At 63.6% G+C, this 18,400-nt stretch carries 15 protein-coding genes; 10 read left to right on the plus strand and 5 right to left on the minus strand.

Going from position 1 to position 18,400, the window contains the following annotated elements:
* Nucleotides 1-42: 42 nt before the first annotated feature.
* A complete protein-coding gene (locus RBH19_RS03850) occupies nucleotides 43-1,434 on the plus strand; it encodes an amidohydrolase (RefSeq protein ID WP_306727497.1) in 1,392 nt (463 codons plus the stop codon).
* Here the strand turns inward: RBH19_RS03850 and RBH19_RS03855 are convergent.
* Both RBH19_RS03855 and RBH19_RS03860 read right to left on the minus strand, forming a co-directional pair.
* Complete coding sequence (locus tag RBH19_RS03855) at nucleotides 1,410-3,545, minus strand: tetratricopeptide repeat-containing diguanylate cyclase (RefSeq protein ID WP_306727498.1); 2,136 nt, start codon at nucleotides 3,543-3,545, stop codon at nucleotides 1,410-1,412. The two genes, RBH19_RS03850 and RBH19_RS03855, sit on opposite strands and share 25 nt — an antisense overlap.
* 203 nt (nucleotides 3,546-3,748) lie before the next feature.
* The gene (locus RBH19_RS03860; RefSeq protein ID WP_306727499.1) at nucleotides 3,749-4,792 is read right to left on the minus strand and encodes a lipid A deacylase LpxR family protein; all 1,044 of its coding nucleotides are present in this window, start codon (nucleotides 4,790-4,792) and stop codon (nucleotides 3,749-3,751) included.
* A 313-nt stretch (nucleotides 4,793-5,105) separates the two neighbouring features.
* Between RBH19_RS03860 and RBH19_RS03865 the strand changes: the two genes are divergently transcribed.
* From RBH19_RS03865 to RBH19_RS03880, 4 genes are read left to right on the plus strand one after another with little or no spacing between them, the layout of a single operon-like run.
* Complete coding sequence (locus RBH19_RS03865) at nucleotides 5,106-5,672, plus strand: hypothetical protein (RefSeq protein ID WP_306727500.1); 567 nt, start codon at nucleotides 5,106-5,108, stop codon at nucleotides 5,670-5,672.
* A gap of 36 nt (nucleotides 5,673-5,708) precedes the next feature.
* Nucleotides 5,709-6,305, plus strand: a complete 597-nt coding sequence (locus RBH19_RS03870) for a hypothetical protein (protein ID WP_306727501.1) — start codon at nucleotides 5,709-5,711, stop codon at nucleotides 6,303-6,305.
* A 10-nt stretch (nucleotides 6,306-6,315) separates the two neighbouring features.
* Nucleotides 6,316-6,936, plus strand: coding sequence for an RNA polymerase sigma factor (locus RBH19_RS03875; protein WP_306727502.1), 621 nt, complete (start codon nucleotides 6,316-6,318; stop codon nucleotides 6,934-6,936).
* Nucleotides 6,923-7,312, plus strand: coding sequence for a hypothetical protein (locus RBH19_RS03880; RefSeq protein WP_306727503.1), 390 nt, complete (start codon nucleotides 6,923-6,925; stop codon nucleotides 7,310-7,312). Before RBH19_RS03875 ends, RBH19_RS03880 begins: the two co-directional genes overlap by 14 nt.
* 42 nt (nucleotides 7,313-7,354) lie before the next feature.
* Here the strand turns inward: RBH19_RS03880 and RBH19_RS03885 are convergent, their stop codons facing one another.
* Together RBH19_RS03885 and RBH19_RS03890 are read right to left on the minus strand one after the other, a co-directional pair.
* Nucleotides 7,355-8,488: a GGDEF domain-containing protein gene (locus RBH19_RS03885; protein ID WP_306727504.1), complete on the minus strand. Its 1,134-nt coding sequence runs from the start codon at nucleotides 8,486-8,488 to the stop codon at nucleotides 7,355-7,357.
* Nucleotides 8,489-8,599: 111 nt separating this feature from the next.
* Entirely contained in the window at nucleotides 8,600-10,891 is a 2,292-nt protein-coding gene (locus RBH19_RS03890; RefSeq protein ID WP_306727505.1) for a cyclic nucleotide-binding domain-containing protein, read from the minus strand.
* A gap of 169 nt (nucleotides 10,892-11,060) precedes the next feature.
* Between RBH19_RS03890 and RBH19_RS03895 the strand changes: the two genes are divergently transcribed.
* The 4 genes from RBH19_RS03895 to RBH19_RS03910 all read left to right on the plus strand — a co-directional run bounded on the left by RBH19_RS03895 (nucleotide 11,061) and on the right by RBH19_RS03910 (nucleotide 16,548).
* On the plus strand, nucleotides 11,061-11,288 hold the full coding sequence (locus tag RBH19_RS03895; protein WP_306727506.1) for an AbrB/MazE/SpoVT family DNA-binding domain-containing protein: 228 nt from the start codon (nucleotides 11,061-11,063) through the stop codon (nucleotides 11,286-11,288).
* Nucleotides 11,289-11,301: 13 nt separating this feature from the next.
* Nucleotides 11,302-11,724, plus strand: a complete 423-nt coding sequence (locus RBH19_RS03900) for a type II toxin-antitoxin system death-on-curing family toxin (protein WP_306727507.1) — start codon at nucleotides 11,302-11,304, stop codon at nucleotides 11,722-11,724.
* Nucleotides 11,725-11,815: 91 nt separating this feature from the next.
* The gene (locus RBH19_RS03905; protein ID WP_306727508.1) at nucleotides 11,816-13,108 is read left to right on the plus strand and encodes a metallophosphoesterase family protein; all 1,293 of its coding nucleotides are present in this window, start codon (nucleotides 11,816-11,818) and stop codon (nucleotides 13,106-13,108) included.
* A complete protein-coding gene (locus RBH19_RS03910) occupies nucleotides 13,105-16,548 on the plus strand; it encodes an ATP-binding protein (RefSeq protein WP_306727509.1) in 3,444 nt (1,147 codons plus the stop codon). The genes RBH19_RS03905 and RBH19_RS03910 overlap by 4 nt, the downstream gene beginning before the upstream one ends.
* Here the strand turns inward: RBH19_RS03910 and RBH19_RS03915 are convergent.
* On the minus strand, nucleotides 16,533-17,075 hold the full coding sequence (locus tag RBH19_RS03915; RefSeq protein ID WP_306727510.1) for a TlpA family protein disulfide reductase: 543 nt from the start codon (nucleotides 17,073-17,075) through the stop codon (nucleotides 16,533-16,535). The genes RBH19_RS03910 and RBH19_RS03915 overlap by 16 nt on opposite strands.
* A gap of 143 nt (nucleotides 17,076-17,218) precedes the next feature.
* Between RBH19_RS03915 and RBH19_RS03920 the strand changes: the two genes are divergently transcribed.
* Nucleotides 17,219-18,400: a S1C family serine protease gene (locus RBH19_RS03920; protein ID WP_306727511.1), complete on the plus strand. Its 1,182-nt coding sequence runs from the start codon at nucleotides 17,219-17,221 to the stop codon at nucleotides 18,398-18,400.

Below are 18,400 nucleotides of genomic sequence, written 5' to 3' on the forward strand. Positions count from 1 at the left end.
CACTATGTCTGGCATTGATCAAGTGGCGGATGGAGAGGAACGATGAATCGGATGCTTTTGGCAATGTTGTTGATGGTGATCGCGCTGCTGGTGTTGGCTTGCGATGACGCCACGGAGATGGACGCCGGAGAGGCGCCCGATCTTCAGGCTGACGAGCGGACGGATGCCCGGACCGAGGCGGGTCTGGACATTCTTGGTGAGGACATGCTGGCCATGATCGAGGCCATCAATCCGCAGGTGATCGAGTGGCGCCGGCATTTTCACGAGTTTCCCGAGCTTTCCAATCGAGAGTTCGAGACGGCCGCCAAGATTGCCGAGCATCTGAACGCCCTGGGCATGGAGGTACAGACCGGTGTGGCCCATACCGGTGTGGTGGGCATTCTGCGTGGCGAGCGGGACGGCCCGGTGGTCGGGCTGCGGGCGGATATGGACGCCCTGCCAGTGCCCTCAAGAGTGGATCTGCCGTTCTCGCCCTCGGTCACGGGTGAGTTCAATGGCGAGGAAGTGCCGGTGAGCCATGCCTGCGGTCATGACGCGCATATGGCCATTCTCATGGGCGTGGCCGAAGTCATGGCGGCCCATCGCGAGCAGATCCCCGGCACGGTGAAGTTCATCTTCCAGCCCGCCGAGGAAGGCCCGCCGGAAGGCGAGGAGGGCGGTGCCGAGCTGATGGTGAAGGAGGGCGTGCTCAAGAACCCGGACGTGGACGCGGTGTTTGCCCTGCACATCATCTCCACCCAGGAACTGGGCACGGTCGAGATCCGCGAAGGCGGCATGTGGGCCAGCGTGGATGATTTTCGTATCACCGTGAAGGGCAAGCAGTCTCACGGTGCCTATCCCTGGCAGAGCGTGGACCCGATCGTGACATCGGCCCAGATCATCAATTCCCTGCAGACGGTGGTCAGCCGCAATCACAATGTGGTCGAGCATCCGGCGGTGGTGACCATTGGCCGCATTCGCGGCGGGGTGCGCTCCAACATCATCCCGGAGGAAGTGGAGATGATCGGCACCATCCGCGCCCTGGACCCGGAGGCCCGCCTGGTCATAAAGGAACGGGTCCGAACCATTGCCACGAAGACGGCCGAGTCCATGGGCGCCACGGCCGAGGTGGAGATTCCCATGTCCATCCATTACCCGGTCACCATGAATGATCCCGGTCTGACCCGCGCCATGCGCCCGGTACTGGAATCCGTGATTGGTGCCGAAAATGTTCGCGAGGCCCTGCCGGTGACCGGCGCGGAGGATTTTTCCTTCTTCTCGCGGGAAGTACCGGGCCTGTACCTGCGCCTGGGTGGCCGGCCGGCGAATGTCTCCCGGGAAGAGGCCCCCGATCACCACACGCCGGAGTTCCATATTGATGACAGCCGCCTGGACGTGGGCGTTCGGGTCATGACCGCCATGGCCCTGGCCTATCTGCGTGGAGAGGAGTCGTGATCGGTCTGATCCATCGGGGTTTGGGCCTTGTGTGATTGGGAAGGCCCAGTGATGGTCATGTGATCGACCTGGCTCTGCTCCACGGCCGCGGCCAGGTCGTTGCTCAGCTGATCTCGAATTGTCTCGTAGGGGCAGTTTAGACCGAGGATGCCGATGGCCCTGTTTCGGCCGTGGGTCTTGCCGATGTAGAGGGCCATGTCGGCGATGTGCAGGGCCTTTTCCCAGTCGATGTCGTCTTCGGGGACGCCGGCAAACGGTAGCTGGATGAAACCGCCGGTGGCGGTAACCTGTATGCGGCGATCATCGTAGATGATCGGCTCTTCAGCGATCACGTTCAGCATCTTCTGCACATGGTCGGGCAGGGCATCGGGGCTCATGTTGCGCAGAAACAGCAAAATCTCCTCGCCGCCCCAGCGAATCACCATGTCGGATTCGCGCGTGACTGATTTCAGCCGCCGTGCCAGTTCCTTGAGCACGACGTCTCCGCCGGCATGGCCGTGTCGATCATTGATGCGTTTGAAGTAGTCCACGTCCAGCAACAGCAGGGCGTCGGGATGGGCCTGGGCCCGGCGCTCGATTCCGCTGCGCCCGCGCTTCTGCATTTCCTTCTGGAAGGATCGACGGTTGAGCAGGCCGGTGAGGGTATCGTGGACGGATTGATACTCAAGCTTGCGGTTGGCCACGGTCAGGCGCAGGTTGGCCCGGCGGGCGGCCCGGTAGGCCTGCCAGAGCAGGATCAGGCTCAGAACGACCACGGCCACGAACAGGATGGTGATGCGTTGTTGCAGGCGGCTGTTTTCAATGACCCGTTCCTGCAGCTCATTGCGTTGTTCCAGCAGTTCGATCTGCGTGGCCTGTTCCCGGGTTTCGTAACGGATCTGCAGTTCGTTCAGGCTCTTGTCCCGTTCCGACTGGAACAGCTCGGCATTCATGTCCCGTTGTTCGATCAGGGTATCAATGGCTTCGTCGAGGTAGCCGGCCGCCCGGTAAGCATCGGCCACATAGCCGAGCAGGTCGGCCATGTCTGCCTGACCGTAGAAGGCTTCCAGTTCGCTGCGGGCCGCTTCCATGTCGGCAATCGATTCACTGCCGGCGCCCTGCATGATCGCCAGATAGGCCAGATTGAATTCGAGCAGGGGGCGAGTGGATTCATTTTCCAGTTCCAGGGCCATGTCCAGAGCACGTTCCAGCGTCTGCGTGGCGGCTGAATAGTCTTGCATCTGAATCTGGGCGGAGCCGATGTTGTTCAGGCTGGTGAGAACAATGCCCGGACGATCCAGGCGTTCAGCCCATTGAATGGCTTCCTCATGAACGCCGATGGAGGCTTCATGATCTTCCATCTGGCCGAAGATGTAGCCCTTGAGCAGAAAGAACTCAGGAAGGTACATCTGATAATCGAGTTCCTGCATCTCCCGGATGCCGCGTTCGGCCATCTGCAGGGCCTGATCGAAATTCCTCAATTCGGCCTGCAACTGGGCAATCTGGTAGTTGAGGAACTGCCGCCGTACCTGAGTGCGTTCATCATCGGTTTCCCGAACGGCGTCATAGGCCGCGAGAAAATGCGACAGTGCTTCCTCGTACTGGCTGTGCGAGCGCAATAGCCGCGCGGTGAGCGTGTGGGCGTAGTAACGGATTCGGGGTGAGCGGACGTCCGGCAGCAGTGTTTCCAGGCGCGGGACGTGCACCATGGCTTCCTTGCTGTCATCCATCCGCCAGAGCAGTTCGATCTGAAAGGCCTTGGCCTCGGCCAGGGTATCTGTCTGTCCGCTGCGACGGGCCAGTGTCAGCAGTTCGTCCTGCATGGCCACTGCGCGCTCATTGTCCTCAGCCGTTGCCGAGTCGAGCATTCGGTAACCCAGGGCTCGCACCCGGGTGGCCACCGGGGTATCAGAGCCCATGTCGCCGATGATTGCCTCCAGTACCTCGGCACGCTCTTCCGCCGTGGCGGAGAACAGGCTGATGTACTGATCCAGCCGCTTTTCCAGTTCGGCGTCGACTTCCGGGATGTCAGCCGCGGTCATGGTGGAAAGCAGAAGCAGGGGCAGCAACAGACTGGCGGTGATGCGCGGGAATATGGAAAATCGCTGGCTTGGCCCGGTCTGGCTGGTCAAAATCGTTTGCTCGCGTCTGTGAAATTGCATCAAGTCTACGCTAATTGCCGGTTCCGGGCTAAGCGGGGGTCGGTCGGCCCCAGCTGAGTGGTCGCGCTTAAGGGACGAGTGGCTTGAAAGGTATCGAGACAGCGATATGCTTTGTCGCGTTTGGGTTGATCGAACCTTGGCGCCAAGTTCAGGCGTAACAAAACGATGTCGGCTCAGAAGAGACGACTGTAGCTGACCGCGCCATAAAGCTCGAAAAGATCCTGGCTGTCGAACTCACGGCTGCGGGCGACCGAGGTGTAGGTCAGGCGGTTCCGTCCCCACTGCAAGGCTCCACCACCAAAGATCTCGCCAACCCAGGGGCGGCTGTCGACACTGGGGGTTTCCTGAATCAGGCTGCCATCCAGAAAGATGTTGTGGACGACGTAGCGCAGATCCATGCCCCAGAAGGCGTACCAGCCACGATCCGCCAATGGCCGAAACAGGCCGCTGCCATTGGGTGCGGCCGAGATGCGTGGTGGGCCGAAATCCCGGGGGATATTCCGGCCAATGCGATGGTAGAAGCCGACGCGGCCTTCGGTGATGATATTGCCCAGCACGAAGCCGGCGCTGGGCGTGAACTCCCACTCGTAGCGGCCATTGCCGGTCGGGCCGCGGTTCATGCGAAGGGCATTGTCGTAGGCCAGGAGCAGGCCGGCCTCATTGGGCAACTGGGTTTCCCAGCCCACCGGGCGATCCGAGCCTAGGACTTCATGAATGAAGGTCTGGGTGCGCCGGGCTCCCGAGGCCGGCCCGACCACGCCCACGGCCAGCGTGAGCCGATCCATGCGGCGCCGTTGCACGCTGGCCATGTGAAAACCGAGCCCCAGCCAGCCCGCGTAAGGGCGGTCGTCCGGGGGCATCTGCGGGTCGGTGATGCTTTCCGGGGTGAAGATGGTCTGGATCAGGCTGGTGCCCCAGAGAATGGCCTCGTCCGTGTCCGGGAAGAGGGGAAAGGCCCGCGCGGCATTCTGCATCCATTCGGGCAGTTCGCGATCCAGATTGGTCCAGCTCAGGCGCAGACCATTGGTGTAGCCACCGTCCTGACCCACGAAGAAATCATTCTCGGCTTCGACGGTGATCAGCTGGCGTGGCAGTGGTTCCGGCACGGTCTCCGCCGTGGCCGGCAGTGATGCCAGGAGTACCACGAGCAGCAGGCCCGCACGCCGTCGGCGAGGTCTGCGGGGCTGGAAGGATTCAAAGGATTCATCAGTTGCCATCAGGGTATCCGTGGCGTCTATTCGGGGGCGTCCGTTCGGGTGATGCATGCCGTTGGCGGGCAAGATACCATGACCGCGCGGCCTGTGGGATGCCGGATACTCTGTCAACCGGCGCTCTGGTCCATGTCCTGGGCGCTGCTGATTGCCGTCGTGTTCGCCTCACCCCCCCCCATTTTTTCGCGATGAGCCAAAAAATTTCTGTCATGCGGCAAACCCTGGTGCGATTCACGGCACTCAGGGGGTGAATGCCGATCGGAACGGTGGCTGATTGTTCCGGCGGCGCTTTCATTTCATGCAATTGAAGGGGGTTGCAATGACAGAAGAGAAGACATGGACGATTCGTATCGCGCTCGGCCTGCTGGTGCTGGCCGTGACCATCCATCTTCCGGCGACCGCCGGCGAAAACGGTTTGCCCGAAGGCTGGTTTCCGGTAGGGGACGGGCCTGCTGTCTATGAGACCGTGGTCAGTGAGGACGCGGGCATGGACGGTCGCGGCCTGATCATTCGCTCCCGGGATCAGGAGGAGCTTCGTTTTGGCGGTGTCGGGCAGCGAATCGATGCATCCGATTACCTGGGTGAGCGTGTACGCCTCACGGGCTATCTGCGGCCCAGGGGCGTGGAGCAGCATACCGGCCTGTGGATGCGGGTGGATCCGGTGGGCGGCGGTGATCCGCTGGCCTTTGACAACATGATGGAGCGGCCGGTGAACGGCACCGCGGACTGGAGCCAATACGAAGTCGTACTGGATGTACCCAACAACGCCAGCTTTATCTTTTTTGGTGCCTTGCTGGCCGGCAAGGGCGAGGTGAATGTGGATCAATTGAACCTGGAAGTGGTGGACGAAAGCACGCCGGTGACGGATCTGATGCTTGATAAGTAATGAGGGTCTGGAAGGGTGCTCAGATGGAGGTACGTCATGAATATGAATGAGGCAAAACACACGGGTTTCAGTGCTTTCCTGTTTGTCGTTTTGACCGCCGGGATCTGTTCAGCCACAGCTCAGGCAGGGAGTGAGTTTGATCTGCCGGAGGGCTGGGTGCCCGTAGGCGACAGCCGGGAGGCCTATCACCTGGAAATCAGCGAGGAGGCCGGCCGCGAAGGGCGTGGTTTGCGTATACGCTCCCTGGACAGTGAGGGTGGCCGATTCGGTGGCGTAGCCCAGTTGATTGCCGCGGATGATTATGCGGGTGAACGCGTCAGACTGAGCGGTTATGTACGTGCCATGTCCGTGAGCGGCTGGGCTGGTCTCTGGCTTCGGGTTGACGGACAGAATGGCAATCAGGTTTTGGCGTTCGATAACATGAATAATCGGCCTATTCGCGGTGACCGGGAGTGGGATCGCTATGAGGTTGTGGTTGACGTGTCGGAAGAGGCAGGCCGGGTTGTTTTTGGCGCTTTGTTGAGTGGTGGTGGAGAAATCCATGTGGATGCAATGGAACTCGAAGTGGTTGATGAGAGTGTCCCTCTCACGCGTGGTCTTCCTCCCAGACAGCCAAGAAACATGAGTTTCTGAGGCAGACAGCATGTTTTCTGAGGGGGAAAACAGTGACGATGAGGTATTGCTCGAGGCGGCCCGGCAAGGTTGTCGAGCCGCCTTTGGGCGGCTTCTGGATCAGCATCAGAGGGCTCTTTACGCCTTCGTGTTGCGAACGGAGGGAAATGACCGGGAGCTGGCGGCGGATATCGTGCAGGATACCTTTGAAATTGCCTGCCGACGATTGCATCGATTTCGTGGCCAGTCGCGTTTTCGCACCTGGTTATTGGGCATTGCCGTCAATCGAATTCGGAGCTGGCGTCGGCGACAACGATTGCGTGCACTGCTGCAATGGCAGGATCTGGAGGATCTTTCCCCTTCCTCCCCGGCCCCATCACCCGTGGCGGCGGCACAACAGGACAGTCAGCGGGTGATGATAGAGCGGGCGTTCTCCAGCCTGTCGAGGATGCAGCGGGAAGCCCTCTACATGCGTGAATTCGAGGCGCTATCTCACGAAGAGATTGGCCGGGTACTCGGGCTGAAAATCAATACGGTTAAATCTCGCATTCATTCGGCACGACAGGCCATGTTGCGCGAGCTGGGGAACATGAAGTCTCAGCTGATCAGTGCAGACGAATGTTCAGAGGAGCGACGCCATGAAACGGCATGAACCATCAGAGTGGGAAGCGTTGGTGCGTATCTGGCGTGAGGTTTCGCCGCAGCCGCTTCCTCCGGCAGACCTTCGCAGACGCATCATGGAGGCCGTGGATGAGAAGCCATCCAGGAACGAAACGCCCCTGGTGGGGCTTGCCCTTGCGGCAACCGTGGCATTGGTGGCCGTACTTGCCGGCGTCGTGCATTGGCCGGGCCAGGCACCACGAGACGATGTGCCCGGTCAGCAGCTGCTGGTCATGGAGCCCATGCAGACAGTGGATCCCTATGATCTTGAAATTGATCGAGACACGCCCTGTGGGCGTGCAGACCAATGTCTGGCGCCAGGCATGGACATCATGCCGCTGGATGCTCACGGCGAACGAATACTGTAATGGTCACCGATCTGATTGCACTGTGGATAAAGGAGCCTTGTATCATTCGGCCAGTTCCACGCGATTGCGACCGTTCTGCTTGGCCTGGTAAAGGGCCTTGTCCGCCCGGATGATCACGGTTTCGGTGGTGTCCCTTTCCGAGTTCAGGGCCAGGCCCAGGCTGAGAGTGATGGGCAGGGGGCCCGCGCTGGTGGGGAAGGGGGCTTCCTCTACCGCCTTGCGGATCTTTTCCGCCACCTCCAGCGATGCGGATTCATCGGTGTCCTGGACCAGCATCAGAAACTCCTCCCCGCCCCAGCGTGAGACCCGGTCTTCCCGCCGCAGGGAGGTCGTCAGACGGTTTCCCAGTTCCACCAGCACCTGATCGCCCACGTCATGGCCGTGGGCGTCATTGACCCGCTTGAAACGATCCAGGTCGGCCATGATGATGGCGTAGCGAACCTCATGCCGGAGTGACCGGGCGTGGGCCGTTGTCAGTTCCTTCGACATGGCGCGTCGGTTGAGCAGCCCGGTCAGGGGATCGGTCATCGCCGATTCCTTCAGCTGCTGATTGGCCATGAAGCTGCGGATATTGCTGTGATAGATCAGCTCCACGACGATGCAGGCCACCACCAGCATGGCCGCCGGATAGACCAGGTGAGTGGTCACCGAGCTCAGTGCCACGCCATTGTGGATCAGCAGAAAGGGCAGGCTGAGAAAGGGCAGGCCATAGATGACGGGGATGTCCCGCAGGCCGCGTGTGGCCGCCATGGACACCGCGGCGATGGTGATGATCAGGCCTTGTGAAGTGTAGTCGGCCGGCCCCCCTTGAAAGACTTTGTCGTTGGCGAATATGCCCACCATCATGGTCATCAGGGCAAAGGCCATGAGCAGCAGCAGGGGCCGCGGCCATGCACCGTCCGGTTGCTTCCAGCGCAGAAACAGGATGCCCAGGGCGGCGAGGGAGACCGGCAGGCGCCACAAGGCATTGTGCAGATGCAAGTCGTCCTGGCTTTCGTAGATGACGTAATCGATGAACTGGAAGGCGGGGAGAAGGATCAGTATGGCCAGGGCGGCCACTACGGCAATGCGCCGGGCCAGCTGACGCTGGAAGGTTTCAAAATCCGCTTGCCACGCCGCCGGTACGGTGGGGAAGATCATCGCCATCAATCGTCGGGCGGAGGAGCCAACTGTCATGTCCGTCTCCTTCGGAATGCCGGGTGCGGGCCTGGTTCAGGCGTTCATGGCCATCCTTGAGAATTGCTCCCTTTGGCTTCATTTTACCCCAGCGCCTGTATCACTGTCTTATCACTGTCCGCTGCCTTGACTGACGGTGCCACAGAGGGCCTCCGCACCCACGGCGTCGATCAGGCCGCGAGCATAGTCATAGCCATGCTGTTCGATTTCTTCCAGCTTGCGGAACTGCAGGGTCGTGGTGCTGCCCAGGGGCGGGGCGAAGCGCACATCGGCCTGGGCCAGGGTGCGTTCTGCCGCCTGATCACTGGCTGCCAGCACCGAATCCATGAGGATGTCCATGATGCCGGGTACTTCCCGGCGCGCCGGGTGGTTCCTGCCGCGCCAGAGATTGGGCCAGGGCGAGGGGAAATCCGGGCGTTTGGCGGTGATGCCGCGCGGGGCGCGAACATCGCTGGTGATCAGCCGGGCCACCTGGGGGCGAAGCAGATCCCCCGGCAGGTTGTTGAGCACGCCCCCGTCCACATGCAGTTCCCCGTTGATGATCACCGGGGTGACCAGGCCGGGGATGGCGCCTGTGGCGCGTACCGCTCGCCACAATGACCCACGCTCGTGAATCATCGGCGACTGCCGGGAGATGTTGGTGGAGACACAGCGGTAGCTGCGCCAGAGATCCTCGATCTGGATGTCCCCGTAGGTCTTGTAACTGACGTGATCCAGGCGCTTGCTGCGCAGCAGGCTGTAGCTGGGCAGGGTGTATTCCCGCCAGGGGTCGGACTTCACGAAGGCCCACTGGGCCTGGGCGAGGATATCCTCCGGCGGCATGCCCCGGGCAAACAGAGCGCCCACCACGCCGCCCATGCTGGTACCGGCCACCACGTCCACGTGCACGCCGGCTTCCTCCAGGGCCCGCAGGATGCCGATATGGGCGATGCCGCGGGCACCACCCCCGCTCAGGGCCAGACCGATGGCCCGGCCAGTCAGGCGGCGGGCGAGGGTGGCCAGGTGAAGCGGATCACCGAGGCGTACGTGATGATGTTCGTCCACCGGACGGCGCTTGAGCCAGTCCGCCGTGTTGCGCGGCAGGTCGGTCTGTTCGGGGTGCAGCAGCAGCAGGCGGATACGCGGGCTGACGCCATTGTCGCGACGGGCCTCCAGTTCCCGAAACAGGCGGGTTTCCAGGCCACGGGGGTGAGGGCTGTCTTCACTGTCGGCCAGCAGCAGAATTTCGTCGGCCCGCTCCAGGCAACGTCGGGTCCAGCCGGTGGGATCGGTGTCGCCATCACAGGGGTCGGTCAGGTAGAAGACCAGTTCGTTTTCCTGTTCCTGCTGATCCAGCCACAGGCCGAGCCCCATGTGGGCCGGGTCGCCGGGGCTGGCCTGGGCCAGACCTTCCCGCCCCAGGCGGCGGCTCACTTCGGCCGGATCCAGCACCAGGCAGCGCTTGTGGGCCTTCATGGCTTTTTGCAGCTGCAGCAGAAAGACCTTGGGCACGGCCTTCTGACCGGCTCGAACCACCGCGATGGCACGGGCCGATTCCTGCTGCGGAACGCGGCCGGACTGGCTGCTCTCCAGGCGTTCGATGACCTGTCGGCTGACGGACAGGGCCAGTTCCGCGTGGCGGCGGGCGAGATGATCGAAATCCACCCGGGCCAGCCGCAGGACACTGCTGGCATGGGTTGCCACGATTCGGGCAGAGCGTGGCTGGGCCCGCAAGACACCCATTTCGCCCACCATCTCGCCGGGTCGTATAGTGCCGATGGCCTGGAAACCCGCTTCCGCGTCACCGCGCAGGGCGCGCAGCTGCCCGTTGACCAGGATGTAGAGGCTGTCGCCGGGATCACCCTGTTCGAAGAGGCGCTCGCCGGCATTCAGCTCCCGCCAGTCCAGCGCGCCTTCGAGGGCCTGGAAGGCCTCGTCGTTCAGGGTGCCGAAATGTTTCTGGATGAGGTGGCGAATGCGGTTCTGGCGCAGGCGGCGGATGACCTCCTGTTCCAGCGCCGCACGCACCTGGGGAAACTTGCGCACCAGGGCCTCGAAGGTCCCGGCCGGCAGGCGGGCGAGGAGGGTGGTGCCCACCGCCCGCACCGTGGCCGAGCGAAAACCGCCCAGCAGCAGGGCCATCTCGCCCACCGGTTCGCCCGGCATGATGCGGCCACGGCGGCGGGCAGCGGCAAAATCCCGGCCTTCTTCTTCCGGGCCGAGCACATGCAGGGCGCCGGACAGCACCAGGTACATGGCATCGGCGCTGTCGCCGGCCTGGAACAGGTCCTGACCGTCGCTCAGGCGCACCTCGCCCATGTGACCGGCCAGGGCATCCACCACCGCCGGTTCCAGGTCCGCGAAGAGGGTTGATGTGCGCAGGCTGTCGGCAATCCGTCGCCGGCCGATATCCCCTTGATCCATCTTGATCTCCTTTGTCCATAACCCAGTATAGCTCCATGAAATGAAAGGAAAATGGTTAGGGGAATTTAGCGAAAGCCGGTCCACCTCGGCGGCCAGGATAAAGTTATAACGGGTGTGATTACCTGTGCTATGCTTGGCCTCAGGTGTTATAACAAATGAGGTGCCAACCATGGTGAAGAAGCTCAAGCTGCGGGCCATCGGCAATTCCACCGGTGTGGTTCTGCCCAAGGAAATTCTCGAGAAACTGCGTGTCACTCAGGGCGACGAGCTGATGGTGCTCGAGACCCCCGATGGCATCACCCTGACCAGCTACGATCCGGAATTCGCCCGGCAGATGGATGTGGCGGAACGCATCATGCGAGAAGATCGCGACTTGCTGAAAAAGCTGGCTGAGTGAGGGAGTGAGGGACATGAGAGATCCGGTCTGGATTTCAGAAGAGCTTGTCATGGCCATCCACGAACGTCAGTTGTCCGAGCACGGTGGGGGAAGCGGGGTGCGCGATGAGGGCATGCTGGCCTCGGCCTTGGCGCGTCCGAAGCAGAAAGCCTTCTATGGTGGGGCTGATGTGGATATACCGGGTCTAGCGGCAGCTTATGCTTACGGCGTGGTGCGCAATCACCCCTTTGTCGATGGAAACAAGCGAACGGCTTATGTTCTTTGCCGTACTTTTATGGTGTTGAACGGCTGGGATATCGTTGGCAGCTTGGCTGACCGATACCCCGTCATTATTTCACTGGCCGCCGGCGAACTGACGGAAGAGGCCTTCGCCGACTGGTTGCGAGCGAATGCCCGCCCGGATCAGGTCAGTGAGGCCAGCCCGGAGTATGGCTAATTCGGGTATGGCGGGTTTCGCCATTCCTGCGACAGCGTTTGTCGCCGTTTTCTGTATCCTGTAGCCCTCTCGCAAAGAACAAGGACGAAGCATGAGTCTCAAGCTGCTCGCGGTGGGGGATATGCACCTGGGGCGCCGGCCGTCGCGTCTGCCGGATGACCTGGCCGATCAGGGCGGGGCCTTCAGTCCGGCCGTGGCCTGGTCCCGCCTGGTGGAGGCGGCCATTGAGCAGGGTGTGGACGTGGTCGCCCTGGCCGGTGATCTGGTGGAGCGCGAGGACGATTTCTATGAGGCCGGTCGGCTGCTGCGCGAGGGCGTGGAGCGACTGGCGGCGGCCGGCATTCGGGTCGTCGGCGTGGCCGGCAACCATGATGTGAAGGTGCTGCCCCGCCTGGTGCGGGCACTGGATGATTTCGAGCTCATCGGCGCCGACGGGCAGTGGCAGGCCTGGCGGATGGAAAAGCAGGGCGAGTCGCTGACCCTGTGGGGCTGGTCCTTTCCGCGCCAACAGGTGCTTGAGAGCCCCCTGGCCGGCCAGCGATTCGAACGCGAAGCGGGTCTGAATCTGGGCCTGCTGCATTGCGACCGGGATCAGAGCGGCAGCCATTACGCGCCGGTCAGCAGCGCCGAACTGCGTGGCGCCGGCCTGGACGGCTGGTTGCTGGGGCATATTCATCGGCCCGACGCGCTGAGCGTGGAAAACCCTTCCGGCTACCTTGGCTCGGTTTCCGGCATGGATCCGGGCGAGCCCGGCGACCGTGGCCCCTGGTTGCTGGAAATCGAACGCGGGCGTCTGGCGTCCTTGCAGCAGTGGGTGCTGGCACCGATTCGCTTCGAGCCGCTCACCCTCGACCTGACCGAGCTGGAAGAAGCCGAGGCTGTCCGCAGCCACCTGGCCGAGCAACTGCGGGAACTGGACACCCGAATCGCCCAGTCTTTCCAGCCCCCGGCGGCCGTGGGCCTGCGTATCACACTGGCCGGACGCAGCCGATTCGGCGAGCAGGCGCTGGCCATCCTGGAGGGGGAGTGCCAGGGTGCCAACGACCTGAGCCCCGGCGGTGGCAATAGCCGCTACTTCATTGAAAAACTCATTCCCGCCGCCCTGCCCGAGATTCCTCTTGAGGCCCTGGCTGAACGCCAGAACCCGGCCGGCCTGCTGGCCCGCCGCCTGTTGCTGCTCGACAGCGAGCAGGCGGGCGAGGCCCGGAGTCGTCTGCTGGCCGAAGGCCGTGAGCGATTGAAGGCCCAGGCCCGTGACCCCCGCTGGCAGGGTCTGGCTGAACCGGCCCTGGACGATGCGGCGGTGGCCGCCTGGCTGCGCCAGGCCGGTCTGCGTCTGCTGGAACAGATGCTGCGCCAGCAGAACAAGGGGGAGGCGGCATGAAGCTCCAATCCCTCAAGATCACCCGGCTGCCCGGCATCCGCGGCTCCATTCATCTGCCCCCCCTGGACCCCGGTCTTAACCTGATCACGGGCCCCAATGCCGTGGGCAAGAGCAGTCTCATTCGGGCCCTGGAGTATCTGGTGGGGGAAGTGCGTGCCGGTGACCCCCGTGAGCTGGTGCTGGAAGCCGAATTCGACAATGACGCCCGCTGGACGGTGAAGCGCACCGCCAGTCATGTGCAGTGGTTTCGTGATGGCGAGGCAGTGGAGGCCGGCCCGCCACTGCCGGCACGCGAGGAGCTGCATTGCTACTGGCTCAAGGTGGAGGACCTGCTGTCCGATGATGCCCGGCAGGACGCGGCCCTGGTGGCCGAGATTCGCACCGCCCTGGCTGGAGGTTTCGACCTTGCCGCCTTGCGCCATGGCGAATTCGAGTTCGGCCCGGCCCGCGGCCGCAAGGAGGGGCGCGAGCTGCAGGCGGCCCGCCAGCATCTGAATGAGGTGGACGCGGAAAACCAGGCCCTGCAGAGAGACGAGCAGAGTCTGGAGCGCCTGCAGCGGGAGGCGGACGATGCCCGTCAGGGCGCCCGTGAGCGTGATGTGCTGCTGGATGCCCTGGAGCTGGAAAAGACCCTCGGCGAGCGCCGTTCACTGGAGGCCGCGTTGGCCGGCTTTCCGGTGGGCATGGAAAAACTGCGCGGTGATGAACAGGAGCGACTGGCCGAGCTGGGTCAGCACATCACGGCGCTGGAGGATGAACAGCGCAGCGCCGGGGAGCAGCTGGCCGCCGCCGAACGGCGACTGGACGCGGCCGGCCTGGGCGAACAGCGCCCCGCCAGTCATGCGCTCCGGGCCGCCCGCCGGCAACTGGAAGCGGTGAAGGGGCGGGCCGCCGAGATTGCCCGCCAGCAGAAGGAAGTGGCCGCTCTGCAGGCCGAAGTGGCGCAGGCCCGTCGACCACTGCGGGGTGACGTACTGGGTGAGACGGCCAAGGTGCCGGACGTTGCGGTGGCGACCCTGGAGCAGGCCTCGGACCTGGCGCATCGCCAGCGCCGGCTGGAAGCCAAGATCGAGCTCATGGACATCCGTGTTCGGGCGGCGAGTAAAGCCCCGGAACCGCGCAAGGTGGATGCCCATCAACAGGCCACGGAGGCCTTGCGGACCTGGCTGGCGGTCAATGGCTCAGCGGTGGCGCCTTCACGTCTGTCTGCCGGGCTGGCGGCCCTGGCGGGTGTGGGCGTCGTCGCGGCTGCCGCCTGGTTGACGGTCTGGTGGTTGCTGGCGCCGGCCGCCCTGGCCCTGTTGGCGGCGGGATTGCTGTTCCATCGCTCGGCGGGCGGTGGGGATCCCCGCTCATCGGCAAAGGCGCGCTTCGAGCGCAGTGGTCTGGTGGCTCCGGAGAGCTGGCAGCGCGAGGCGGTGCAGCAGCGCCTGACCGAGCTGGAATCCCAATGGGCCGAGCTGGTGCTGTCACTGCGGCGGTCCGGTGCGACGGTCGAAGATCAGGCCGAGCGTGATCGTTTGCAGGAACAGTTGGACGGGCTGCAGGGCGAGAAGGCAGCGCTGGCCGAGGCCATTGGTTTCGACCCCTCCCTGAGTGCCGCCAGCATGGATCTGGTGGCCCGGGTGGTGGGGCAATGGCAGCGGGCGGAAAGCGAACTGGCAAAGAGCGAGGCCACGCTTCGCCAGTTGCAGGGTGAACAGCAGGCGGCCCTGCAGACCCTGCAGCAGGCATTGCAGGGCTGGGGCATGAATGTCGTGGCCGAGGCCGCCGCGCTGGAAGAAGCATTGAATGAAGTGGCCGCCCGCTGCGATGCCATCGAGGAAGCGGAGCGAGAGCGTGCCTCGGCGGAAGATCGACTGGCCCGGCTGAAGCGTCAGCTGGAGGAGCGACGGGCGGAACGTGGCAGCGTGTTTGCGCGCCTGGGCCTGAAGGAAAGCGATCGCGAGGCGTTGGAACAGCGTCTGGTGCAGCTGCCCCAGTGGCGGGAAACCCAGGACAGCCTGCGAGCCCTGGATCGACGCGAGACACAGCTGCGCCAGGCCCTCGGCGATGCCCCCGGCCGCCTGCGGCAGGCGGAAGCGGGCGAGCGGGACGCCCTGCAGGCGGCACTGGAGCGGGCGCAGGAGGAGGCCAGGCGGCTGGAGTCCCTGCTGGAGGATGCCAGTGCCATTCGTGAGCGCCTGCGCACGGCCGGCCGGGATCAGGCCCTGGAAAAAGCCATGGCCGAGCTGGCCCGGGCCCGCAATGCCCTGGAGGAGCAGTGTCAGCAGGCCATGCAGGCGGAAGCCGCGCAGTTCCTGCTGGATGATGTGGAAGCCGAGTATCAGAGCGAACACGAGCCGGCCGTGCTGGCCGATGCCCGCCGGCTCTTTCAGCGCTTCACCCACCATGCCTTTGATCTCACCCTGGACGAACAGGCCGGCCTGATGGCGCGTGACCAGGCCTCCGGTGGCCGTCACCCCCTGTCCGAGCTGTCATCCGGCACCCGCATGCAGCTTTTGCTGGCGGTTCGTCTGGCCTGGACACGCCAGCTGGAACAGCGCTGTGAACCGTTGCCGCTGTTTCTGGACGAAGCCCTGACCACCAGTGACGAGAACCGCTTCCGGGCCGTGGCCGAGAACCTGGCGGATCTGGCCAGGGACGAGGGACGGCAGATCGTCTATCTCAGTGCGCGGCAACAGGAGCGTGTCCTGTGGGAGCAGCTGGCCGGGCTCAGTCCGCATCATCTGGATCTGGCCGAAATCCGCTTCGGGTCTTCGGATACCACGGCGGCCGATTTCAGCCTGCCGGCGCTGGAGACACTGCCCGAGCCGGGCGATGAAACGCCCGAGCAATGGGCGGCCCGGGTCGGCATCGCGGCCATCGATCTCCGGCAGCCGGCGGGTGGCCTGCCGCTATTCCATCTGCTGCGCGATGACCTGCCCCTGCTGCATCGTCTGATGCAGCGCTATCGAGTGCGTACCCTGGGGCAGCTGGAAAGCCTGCTGGCCTCCGAAGTGGCGGAGAAGGCCATTCCCGCGGCGGATCAACGCCGGCAACTGGCCGGTCGCTGCGCGGCGGCCCGCGCCTGGCAGCAGGCCTGGATGCAGGGCCGCGGCAAGCCGGTGGACCGTGCGGCGCTGGAGGCCTCCGGGGCCGTGAGTGACACCTTCATGGAACGGGTCTGCGAGCAGGCCGAGGCCGTGGGGGGCGATGGCGAGGCCCTGATCGAGGCCCTGGCCAACAAGGCCGTCAGTGGCTTTCGCAACGAAAAGCGCGAAGAACTGGCCGAGTGGTTGCGGGCCGAGGGTTATATCAGTGCCGAGTCACCGCTGGAGGCGGAGGCACGGCTGCAGCGCAGCGTCTGGCGCACGGCCCGACAGGCCGACGAAGACGATACCCGGCAGCTGGTCGCCTGGCTGGAAACGGGGGCGGGTCTGGATCAGAACTCGAAGTAACGTCCGAGCCGCAGCTGGTCCCGGAGCACCGCCTGCACGATTTCCTCGTCACTGCGGGTGGTGCCGCCAGTGAAATGACGAATCATGCGGCCGCTGCCATCGAACACCGCCCAGGCCGGCACCGCATCGATGTGGCCGAACTCGCCCTCCCAGACTTCACCCTCGGGATCGAGGAAGACTTCGCCACCCAGTTCACGGCCCATGCGTTCATGGCCGGCGTAACTGCCACCGCCCGGCCCGACAATCACCATCATGCCGGTATCGTCATTGGCATTGAGCTGCTCGCGCACCTTGCGCACCAGGGGAATGCTGCCATTGCAGTGCGGGCACCACGGCGCCATGTACACCAGCACACAGCGCTCGGTACCGATGCAGGGGTGTTCGGCGTCGGCGCTGGCGGTGAAGCGGTCCAGGCGCTGGGCTGGCGCGGATGCCTCGGTGATGGGCGCGCTGCTCTCATGGGTCATGACAGCCCAGCCGCCCAGCAGCAGGACCAGAATGGCAATCAGTGCAATGCGGATTTTCATCATTGATGTCCGTGGGCATGGATGTACCAGGCCCATGATCCCAGATTGCTGGCATTCTGTCCCGGTGATTCTCCGAACGGCTGTGCCGGGCAGACGGATGGGTTAATCTGGTCTGGCCTCCCGTCCATTTCAGGAGTGATTTCATGATTCTTTCCGGCCACCTTGCCCGATGCCTGTTGCTGCTGGCGGTGATGCTGCTGGGCGGCTGTGCCCGTCTGATCAGTGTCGAGCCGGCTCCTGAGTTCTTTGATGATATCGAGCCGACATTCACGGTGGGTGTGCCGGAAGAAAACCCATTGGCACCAATACGGACGGAGGGCCTGGGCCCGGAAGAGCTGCGCGCGGTTGCAATCTATCGGGAGAATCACCGGGCGGTGGTGAATGTCACTTCCCTGAGCGCCTATCGCTTCCGTTTTCTGGGTACGGTGCCTCAGGGCGGAGAGGGCAGTGGCGCCATCATCGACCGGCGTGGTGTGGTTGTGACCAATCATCATGTGGTGGCGGGCGCCCAGCGGCTGATCGTGACGCTTTACGATGGCAGCCGTTACCCGGCGGAACTGGTGGGCAGCGATCCGGAAATGGATCTCGCGGTGTTGCGATTTGATCCTCTGGGTCGTCCCCTCAGCCGGGTGCGGATCGGTGACAGCACTCAGTTGCAGGTGGGCCAGCGGGTACTGGCACTGGGGAACCCCTTCGGTCTTGACGGCACCCTCGCCGACGGTGTGATTTCCGCGCTGAATCGCCCCGTTCAACTGCGCTCCGGTTTCATCATCCGGGATCTCATCCAGTCCGATGCGGCCATCAATCCAGGCAATTCGGGCGGACCGCTGTTCAATTCCCAGGGCGAGATGGTGGGCATCAATTCCATGATGATCTCACCGGCGGCTGGCAGTGTGGGCATCAGTCTGTCCATCCCCTCGCGCACCGTGGTGCGGATCGTCAATCACATCATCAATGAAGGTCGTGTCGTTCGTGGCTGGATCGATATCGAGGGTATTGCCATGAGCGAGCGCCTTGCCCATCTCTCTGGTCGTCCGACTGTGGCGGGCATCCTTATCACCCGGACCATGCCCGGGGGGAATGCGGCTCGGGCCGGCATTCGTGACGGAGAGGGGGGCAGGGTCATTCGCCACGGTGGCCATCGAATTCCGGTGGACGGTGACATCCTGATGGCCATCAATGATGAAGCGGTGGGCAGTGTGGCTGAACTGTTTGCCGGTCTGGAAGCCACCCGGCCGGGAGATCGGGTCCGCTTGACGCTGATGCGGGGCAACGAAACCATCGAGCGTGAGCTGGAACTGAGCGATCGGCCAAGACGCGAATGA

It is taken from the genome of Natronospira bacteriovora, assembly GCF_030848495.1.
In the GTDB taxonomy this organism is placed as follows: Bacteria; Pseudomonadota; Gammaproteobacteria; order Natronospirales; family Natronospiraceae; genus Natronospira; species Natronospira bacteriovora.